Source organism: Bradyrhizobium sp. Leo170, from assembly GCF_004296405.1.
Taxonomy (GTDB): Bacteria; Pseudomonadota; Alphaproteobacteria; order Rhizobiales; family Xanthobacteraceae; genus Bradyrhizobium.
The window spans coordinates 1-9,235 of the sequence record NZ_PSRR01000346.1 but is presented as its reverse complement, the minus strand read 5'-3'; the positions used below and the strand labels follow the sequence as shown (position 1 = coordinate 9,235).

General features: G+C 59.8%; 8 protein-coding genes. All 8 read right to left on the bottom strand.

All coding sequences use genetic code 11. The annotated features are described in order from the left end of the window. Window positions 1–421: 421 nt before the first annotated feature. Window positions 422–1,201 (bottom strand): enoyl-CoA hydratase-related protein, encoded by a 780-nt coding sequence (locus CWO89_RS36145; RefSeq protein WP_130583181.1) that lies wholly within the window; start codon window positions 1,199–1,201, stop codon window positions 422–424. Between the two features lie 102 nt (window positions 1,202–1,303). Then, on the bottom strand, window positions 1,304–2,218 hold the full coding sequence (locus CWO89_RS36140) for a GntR family transcriptional regulator (protein ID WP_165421470.1): 915 nt from the start codon (window positions 2,216–2,218) through the stop codon (window positions 1,304–1,306). 54 nt (window positions 2,219–2,272) lie between these two features. Next, window positions 2,273–3,595 (bottom strand): MFS transporter, encoded by a 1,323-nt coding sequence (locus tag CWO89_RS36135; protein WP_130583179.1) that lies wholly within the window; start codon window positions 3,593–3,595, stop codon window positions 2,273–2,275. A gap of 26 nt (window positions 3,596–3,621) precedes the next feature. After that, window positions 3,622–5,163, bottom strand: a complete 1,542-nt coding sequence (locus CWO89_RS36130) for a tripartite tricarboxylate transporter permease (protein ID WP_130583178.1) — start codon at window positions 5,161–5,163, stop codon at window positions 3,622–3,624. Next, window positions 5,151–5,588, bottom strand: a complete 438-nt coding sequence (locus tag CWO89_RS36125; RefSeq protein ID WP_130583177.1) for a tripartite tricarboxylate transporter TctB family protein — start codon at window positions 5,586–5,588, stop codon at window positions 5,151–5,153. The genes CWO89_RS36130 and CWO89_RS36125 overlap by 13 nt, the downstream gene beginning before the upstream one ends. 75 nt (window positions 5,589–5,663) lie before the next feature. Beyond that, on the bottom strand, window positions 5,664–6,614 hold the full coding sequence (locus tag CWO89_RS36120) for a Bug family tripartite tricarboxylate transporter substrate binding protein (RefSeq protein WP_130583176.1): 951 nt from the start codon (window positions 6,612–6,614) through the stop codon (window positions 5,664–5,666). Between the two features lie 42 nt (window positions 6,615–6,656). Beyond that, window positions 6,657–8,201 carry a hydantoinase B/oxoprolinase family protein gene (locus CWO89_RS36115; protein ID WP_130583175.1) on the bottom strand — a complete coding sequence of 515 codons (1,545 nt, stop codon included), beginning with the start codon at window positions 8,199–8,201 and terminating at the stop codon, window positions 6,657–6,659. Then, window positions 8,198–9,235: hydantoinase/oxoprolinase family protein (locus tag CWO89_RS36110; protein WP_283813571.1), on the bottom strand; the 1,038-nt coding region annotated here is incomplete at its 5' end. The genes CWO89_RS36110 and CWO89_RS36115, both read right to left, overlap by 4 nt.

Genomic DNA, 9,235 nt, shown 5'->3' with positions numbered 1-9,235 from the left:
ACGCCGGTCTGCCGCCCGGTTCAGCGAACCGGTCTGATCAATTCACTCGCCATCCTGGGCGGACTTCACCACCACTACGTCCGCGTTTAGGTTTTCGATACACACCCCGAATTTGGTTGCGGGGAGGCGCAATACCGATCTCTGCGAAAAGACGTCCAAAACGTGAAAGGCCAACCTTCCGGGTCGCCAGCGCCACAATCGGTGGTGACGGGGCGCACAACACCCCATTCTTGCGATTGGTGGAAAACTGGCCAGGCGAATACACGATTACGCAGGACATCTTCCCATTGCGCCAGACATCGACTCGATCGCAACAGGCTCAAGCATTTTCGATTCTGATTGAATCAGAACCGAAGCTTTAGATTCCTGTTTTGACGCGTTTTCTTCACGCGAACCGGTGCCCACTTCGCTCGAAAACGCTCTAGTTTCCGCGAAAGACTGGCTTGCGCTTCTCTCGCTGAGCCATCCGACCCTCCGCATAATCCTGACTGGCGTAACATCGATCCGCCGCTCGCTGAGCACGTTCGATATCCGCCGGTCGGTCGCGCCGAGCAAGTTCCTGGAATGCGATCCGCGCGGCCGCCAGACTAAGCGGTGCACCAGACAGCAAATCTGCTATCGCCGCGTCCACGATAATTGCCATCGCTCCGACGCTATCGGCCAGCCAGTTTACCAACCCAAGGCGAAGCGCATCCTCGCCTCCGTAGCGTCGTCCTAACAACACTATCTCGCGTGCCTGAGCCAGCCCGACCACATTGAGGATGGTTGCTATATCTTCAAGCCGATAGGGCAGACCGAGCCTTACCGCAGGTACTCCAAACTGCGCGTTCTTCGTGCAGACCCTCATATCGCACATCAGAGCCAGCTCAAAGCCAGCTCCAAGGCAATAGCCGTTGATCGCAGCAATGCTCGGCTTGGTAAGCGCGCGAAACTGAGTAGCGACGTCGCGCTGCAGGGCGTTGTAAGCGGCTGCAGCGACAGGATCGGCACGAACCTTGTCGAACTCGCTGATATCATTGCCGGAACAGAAGCTGCGATCGCCCGCGCCCTCAAGCAGCAGGACACGGACGCCGGCGTCATCCTGCACCTGCGCCAGAAGCTTTGGAAAGGCGCGCCACATGTCTTGGTTGATGGCATTCAGCCTGGATGGATTTTCGAATGTGAGCCGAGCAACGCCTCCCTCGATCGTCAGACGTAACATTTTCCCAACTCCGTCCGTTTCGGCATTCTCAGTGCAATCCGAGGCAAACCCAGCTTCTCGTGAAGGGCTCTCGCTTATACGTCGACGCGATCACTTCCTCCTCTAGGCGGTGCGCTCGCTGTTCGATTTGGCAAAAGGCGGCACCAAACGGCTGGCGATCTCCAGATGTCGACGGAGGAGCGTGGCTGCCCAAATCTGGTCGCGCGCCAAGAGAGCATCCATAATCTCGCAATGTTCGCGCACCAACGTCTGGATACGATCCTCGTCATCGTAGACGTAGTATTCGCTGAGTTGACGAAGCCTGTTCTGTTGTTCGACCGCTTGCGCAATGAACCGGTTTCCCGACATGATGGCAAGCATTTCGTGGAACTTGGCGTTGGTATCGAATATTTCTCTGCCGCTGAGTTTCCCGCTCTTCGCACGGATTAGCATCTGCTCGTGCGCCTCGCGGCACCGCTCCATTGTCGGCCTGTCCAGCAGAAAGGTCGCCTCCATCAATCCTGCCGGCTCTACGATGATACGGAAGCGATAGCTGGCAGCATAAGCCTCCGCGGAATTAAGGCTCGGCATGAATATCCAGCCATGGCCGGTGCTTCGTCTGACCAGGCCATCCTGGGACATCTTCGTGAGAGTGCGGACGAGCTGAGCGCGCGAGACATCGTACCGTCTCATGAAGCTTGCTTCGGTGAACTGCTCTGGAACTCTGTCGTGCATGCGATCCATGGCAATCCGGTCGTACAACGACACATCGGGCGGCGGCGAAATAGGCAGATCGATGACGTCCAAGGTGCCGCCATCGCGCGCGAGATAGTGCCCCTTGTTCGCGGCCGAGATCACGATCCCCTTTTCGGTCAGCAACTGGAGCGCAGCTCGGATCGGAGAGCGTGAGACACCGACCTCCTCAGCAAGCTGGCTTTCCGTCAGCCGAGAATCGACGGGTAACTTTTCACGTCTGATATAGTCGATGATCTTGGCGACAACGTCGCTTTGCACCCTGGTCAGTGTGGTATCGCGCATGTTGCTCATGGTCCTGACGTCTGTGGTTCGCTCTCGATCCCACAACGCTCCGCTTTAGTCACCCGTGGATCCGATTCTGGCGAGATCATCCTTTGAAATCATCTGCAGGACCAGGCCCGCGCCCGCAAGCACAATTATGGCAGTTGATCCAAGGCCCACGTAAAGGCTTCCAGTCGTTTCGCGGAGCCATCCAATCAGCGACGGAGAAACCGCACTGCCGACGGCCCCGACCATGCTGACAAAGCCGATCGCTCCGGCAGCCCCTCTTCCTTGCAGATACGAAGTCGGGATGGTCCAATAGATCGCCAGTAACGAGACGCCTCCAATGGCGGCGACGGCCATCAGCAGAACGGTCCCCAGCATGCTCGCAGAAGCGAGAGGCAGCAGCAGATAAGCCCCGGCGGTCATCAACGCACAACCAGCGAAATGCCAGCGCCGCTCCATGAAAGCGTCGGAACTACGCGCGATCAGAAGCATCCCTGCGGCCGCCGCAATAGAAATGCCGCCGGTGACCCACCCGATTCCATCAAAACTGTCAAACCCGACATTCTTCAGGACGCTGGGGGTCCAGAAGGTCGCTGTGTTGGACGCCGTGTTGGCCGCAAAGTTCAAGAGCGCCATCACATAGATGCGAGGATCCCGCATTGCTTCAGCAAAACTGCCGGTATATCGCCGGTTGCCGACGGCTTCATCCGACTTCAGCTCGTCCGTGAGAAGCTGCTTTTCGCGCTCGCTTAGCCATCTGGCACTCTTTGGGTCATCGTCGAGATAGAAATATGCGATGATGCCGAGGAAAATGGCTGGAATGGCGAAAAGCAGGAACAGCCATTGCCATCCCCGCATGCCGAACACGTCGTTCATGCCCTGCATTATCATGCCGGACAGCGGGGCACCGATAATGCCGGACAAGGGAACGCCAAGGAAGAATAGACCGGTGATGCGAGCCCGAAAGCGAGCCGGGAACCAGAAGGTGAGATACAGCATGATTCCCGGAATGAAGCCGGCTTCCGCGGCCCCGAACAGCAGGCGCAGGATGTAGAGATCAGATGCGTTGCGGATGAACATCTGCGCTGCGCTGACAACTCCCCACAAGATCATGATGCGGAATAGAGTCCTGCGGACGCCCACCCGCGCAAGCATCAGGTTGCTGGGAATATCGAACAGACTGTAGGTGACATAGAACAGTCCGGCTGCCAGTCCGTAGTGCGCGTCAGTCAGATGGAGGTCGCCGAGAAACTGTAACTTCGCAAAGCCAATGTTTACCCGGTCGATGTAGCAGACGAAGTACAGCAGCAGGATGAAAGGTATCAATCGGTATGACACCTTCCGGAAAATCTCATCCGATGCTTCCAGGGGCGACGAGCTAGCTATCTGCATGTCCCGCTCTCTCCTTGGCGGTAGCGCTACGCTGCTGGAACGTTGGAAGCAGTTGACGAAGCCCCTTCCTCACCCTGAAGCGCTTCGTCTCGAGAGCGGCGCAGTGAGGGAAGCGCGATCAACACCACAAGCACGGCAGTAAAGGTCATTAACCCGAGTGCAATCGGATGCCGGATGAACGTCATCCAATCTCCATCCGAGAGCAGCAGCGCACGGCGCAATTGTTCGTCGAGCTGCTTGCCCAGCACGAGCCCCAGCAACAACGGCGCCACAGGAAAATCCAGCTTCTTGAGCGCGTATCCAAGGACTGCGAACCCGGTCAGCACATAGATGTCAAAGACTTGATTGCTCTCCGCGAATGCTCCGATTGCCGCCAGCACGAGGATGCCGGGAAACAGGAAGACATACTTGATGCGAAGCAGAGAGACCCATATTCCGATCAAGGGAAGATTCAGGATCACCAGGATCAAGTTTCCGATCCACATGCTGGCGATCAGTCCCCAGAAGAGGTCCGGCTGACGTATCATGACCTGCGGCCCCGGAGCGATGCCATGCGTGATCATCGCACCCATCATGAGCGCCATCAGGGCATTTGGCGGGATGCCCAGGCTCAGCATGGGAATGAAATTGGCCTGAGACGCTGCATTGTTGGCCGACTCCGGACCGGCGACGCCTTCGACCGCGCCGCGCCCGAACATTCCTGGTCGTCGCGAGACTTTGCGCTCCAGGCTATAGGCACCAAATGCCGCGATCGTCCCACCGCCGCCCGGCAAGATTCCAAGCAGCGTTCCGAGAGCAGTGCCGCGCAGGACAGGCGCCCACGACCGCCTGAAGTCGTCGCGGGTCGGCCAGAGGCTCGTAATCTTCGCAATATTGCGTCCCTTGCCGTCGGTATCCTCCAGACTGCTGGCAATCTCGGCGATTCCAAACAGACCGATCGAGACTGCTGTGAAGCCAAGCCCATCCGAGAGTTCGAACATTCCAAAGGTGAAACGTTCGACGCCCGAATTGACGTCCATCCCGACCAGACTGAGCAAGATCCCTATCAGCACCATGGCGATGGCTTTCGCAATCGAGCCTCCGGACAACAGCACCCCTGAGACGAGGCCAAGCGCCAGCAGCGCGACGTATTCCTCCGGCCCGAACAGAAGCGCCAGCTTGACCAGCGTCGGCCCCGCGATGGCGATGAACACCGTAACAACGCAACCGGCAAAGAACGAGCCGAGTGCGGCTGTGGCCAACGCGGCACCCGCTCGCCCTTGCAGCGCCATCTGGTGACCATCAAGACAGGTGACGACGGTCGATGCCTCGCCGGGAATGTTGACGAGGATCGACGTGATCGAGCCGCCGTACTGAGCGCCGTAGTAGACGCCGGCGAGCATGATGATCGCGCCGACCGGCGGCAGGTAAAACGAGATCGGGAGCAGGATCGCGAAAGTGGCCAGTGGCCCGATGCCAGGAAGGACACCGATCAGTGTCCCCAACAGGGCGCCAAGGAAACAAAAGCCGAGATTCTGCAGACTGACCGCGACGCTCATCCCGTAGATGAGATTGTTCAGGAGATCCATGTCGGCCACACGCTGATATTGAGTCCGAGGAGATATTTGAAGATCAAGACGGCCAGAGCGCAGATGATAATGATGGTGGCGCAGCGTTGCTTCCAGCCGGGAAACGGAGCAGCGAGCGATCCAATGAAAGCGCAACAGCCGCTGGCGAGGACTAGTCCGGCATGCTCGATCAGAAGGCCGAAGGTCAGCACGCCGAGTATCAGCGCGCTGAGAGGACGCCATGACCAGGCCGTCATTTTCACCGGCGCTCTCAAACCTTGCGCGCCAATGAAGGCGCCTGTCGCGAGTACTCCATAGGCAATGAGCCCGGGCAAGTAAGCGGCGCCGGCCGTCCCTCCCGCATCAGCAGGCAATCGTGCGACAAGCAACAGCGTCACTATGCCGATTGCGAGCACCAGCAATCCTGCAATCACGTCCCGGTTCATCTCGATCCTTTCGATAAGGATGTCAGCGCTGACCGGCGGCGCGAGGCAAGCACGCACCGCATCCGGACAAACGGCTCACTGTCTAAGCGCCGCCTTGATGCGCGAGAGTTGCTCCTGCTGAGCTGATGCAAACTCCGCTGCATTCCGATAGTTGGAGGGCTCGCCGACCCGTTCGGCAAATTTGCGCCAGGTATCGCGGTCCATCGCCTGACGGAACCTGTCGTGAAGATATTTGACGACGTCGGGCGGCAGCCCGGCCGGACCAACAAGACCCTTCATGTTGGTGCACACTACGTCGTATCCCTTTTCCTTCAAGGTCGGCACGTCGGGATAATGGCTGGAGCGCTCCGCACCAGTGCTGGCAAGGACACGGATCGTGTTCGCCTGCACCTGGCCTTCGATTTCCTCGGTCGCTCCCAGGGCAATGTCGATCTGGCCGGCGATCAACGCCTGAATAGCCGGCGAACCGCCCTGATACGGAACGTGCTTGAGTTTCACGCCCGCGGCACGCTCAAGGAGGACTCCGGCAGAATGCGTCAGACCGCCGAGGCCAGTATTGGCCTGAGAAATGTCACCTGGCTTGGCTTTGGCCGCGGCGATGACGTCCTCTATCGTCTTGAACGGTGAATTGGCGGCGACGATGAAGAAGAAAGGATTGTTGGTCAGGCGAATGATGGACGTGAAATCTTTGTCGGGATCGTACGGCACTTCGCGATGGGCCGGAACCGACGTCGTCTCCGAGCCACCGGCCACCAGCAACGTGTATCCGTCGGGCTTCGACCGCGCGACCTGCTGCGCGGCGAGAACGCCCGCGGCACCAGGCTTGTTCGTGACGACCAAGGGGACCGGAAAGCCTTCCTGCGCAGCCGCAGCGATGATTCGGGCGGCTTGATCGCTACCTCCACCTGGAGCGAATCCCACGACAATTTCGATCGGTTTCTTCGGCGTCCATTCTTCCGCCTGGATCGCTCCCGCCCACAAAGAGAGCAACGCCGCACCGATTGCTGTCCACGTGCCTATCTTCATTTCGTCCTGCCTTGGGTTTCCAACATGTTGTTGTGATAGTTCCTAGATGGGTGCCGCGCCGAAGCCCCCGCCTCCTGGCGTCTCGAGCGTCAGCCGGGCACCGGGCTGGACGATCAGGATCTCGCGGGGATCCACTGGCGCTCCGTCGAGAAGAACCCGCCCTGTTGCTCCAGGTCCGCCTCCCTGCAATCCGGGAGCGGGAGTCCTGAGCCGATCCGCCATGAAAGACACGGTGACCGGACTATCGGCGAGCAAGAGGAGTTCGAACACCTGCCCGTCACCGCCGCAATGCAGCCCGTGGCCGCCGGTGCCTCGTCTCAGCGCACGACGCTGGACGCGCACCGGAGCCTGCGATTCGATGACCTCGATCGGCGTGTTGGAAAGATTGCTCGGAAAACTCAGGGTCGGCAGACCAGCCCCGTTCGCACCGGCGCCCTGCCCTCCGTTGAGGAAAAAAGTGGACGTGAAGCGCTGGCCTTGATGCTGTCCTGATAAATGAACGCACCACAGGGGCGAGCCAGATGCGGCCCGCACCTTGTCGGGCATGACAGGCGCGAGCGCGCCCATGACGGCTGGCGGAATGAGGTGCCCTGTCATCGCCCGTGCGCTGACCGCTGCGGGGAAGCGCGGATTGAGGATCGACCCCAGCGGAGCCGAGGCAGCAATGGGCCGGAACGAGCCATCGTTGTTGGGCACGGTCGGCGCCAGCACGCATTTGAGAGAGTAGGCCGTATACGCAAACGTGTAGATCGGAACGACGTTGATCGCCTTCGGCAGTTGCAGCGATGAACCGGCATAGTCGACGCTCACGGCCTCGTCACCGACATCGATGCGACAGCGAATCACCACCGGCTCGACGAAGCCATCGACGCTGATTTCATTTTCATAGGTTCCGTTCGGCAGAGCACGAATTGCGTCACGCATCGCGCCTTCAGCGCGGAGCTGCATTTCGCTTCCGACCGATGTCAGCTCGCAACCGGTATCTTCGAGCGTGTCGAGCAGCCGCCTTGCCAGCATCTTGTTCGCTGCAACCTGCGCCCACAGGTCGCCCATGACCTGATCGGGTACACGCACATTGTTGCGGATGATTTCGACCAGCGTCTCGTTGACGACGCCACCATCGACCAGCTTTGTCGGCGGAATGCGCAGCCCCTCTTCGAAAAGCTCTGCGGTGCTCGGCGAACGCAAACGTCCGCCGATGTCGGGTGCATGGGCCGCCGTGCCGGAAAAGCCCACAAGCTCCTCACCTCGGAAGATCGGCACCGCGACGTTGATATCGGGAAGATGCCCGGTGCCGAGCCAGGGATCGTTTGTGATCATGACGTCACCGGGACGCAGCTTCTCCCGCGGAAAGACTTTCAGGAAATGGCGAACCGTAGCCGGCAGCGTGCAAATAAAAGAAGGAATGCTCTGGCTCGACTGAGCGAGCAATTGGCAATCGCGATCAAGCAGCACCACGGCATAGTCGTTGGACTCTCGTACGATCGTTGAGAACGATGTGCGCACCAGAGTCGCCGCGGCCTCATCCACGAGGCTGACCAAGCGAGTCCACAGAATTTCGAGCGAAATCGGATCGATGCCGTTCATGGCCGAACCTCCAAATGAACGAGAACACTAAGATTCTCGAGAATCTCCACGCGAGCCGCCATTGGAACGACGATGGTCGATTCCTCTTCCTCCAGAATCAGCGGTCCTTCCAGGCAGCAGCCCGCCGGCACGGCGTATCTTTCGTAGACCGGCACCTCCTCGAAGGTGTCTGTCTCGGTCCTGAAGATGACTCTGCGAGCCTTGGGGCGGGCCGCGCCTCCGCGATCTTGGTTGCTTGGCCAACCGAAATGCCTGACATCCTGACGGGTCGCGCCCACGACGCGCCACGTGACGGTTTCGGGCGTACCCGACGGCAACAGCCCGCCATAGTTCTCCTGATACTTGCGCTGAAACGCGTCCGTGAGATCGGCACCGAAAGCTGCGTCCGGATTCCGGAAAGGGAATGCGACCGTGAGATTTGCGCCCTGGCCCGCATAGCGCATCTCGACCAGCAGTTGCCAATCAACCTCAGCATCACGCGGCGCCGCCGCGCTCAATTCGGCCTCGGCATCCGCCTTCAGGCCGGCAAGCACTCTCGCCAGCTCGGCCCAATCGACGGCGTCTATTCGCGTCGACCGTGACCAGGACCGATCGACTCGCACCGGCGCAGCCAGAAAGCCGAGACATGACCCCGTGCCCACGGCGATAGGAAAGAGAACCCTTGGAACGCGCAGCTTGCGCGCAATTTCCACCGCGTGAACGGGCCCCGCGCCTCCGGTGGCCACCAAGGTGAAGTTGCGCGGATCTTGCGCCTTTTCGGCAATGTGAACCCTGGCAGCCCCCGCCATCGCCTCGTTGACAACATTGAAGATGCCCTTGGCGACCGCCTCGGCGGAAAGCGTCAGGCGCTCACCCAGAGCACGAAGGGCTCGCATCGCCGCATCAAGATCGAGACGCATGCGCCCACCCAGAAAATAATCCGGATTGAGATATCCGAGCGCCAGATCGGCGTCAGTTACCGTGGGCTGTTGGCCGCCTTGGCCATAGCAGGCCGGGCCGGGCTCCGCACCGGCGCTTTGCGGGCCGACGGTGAG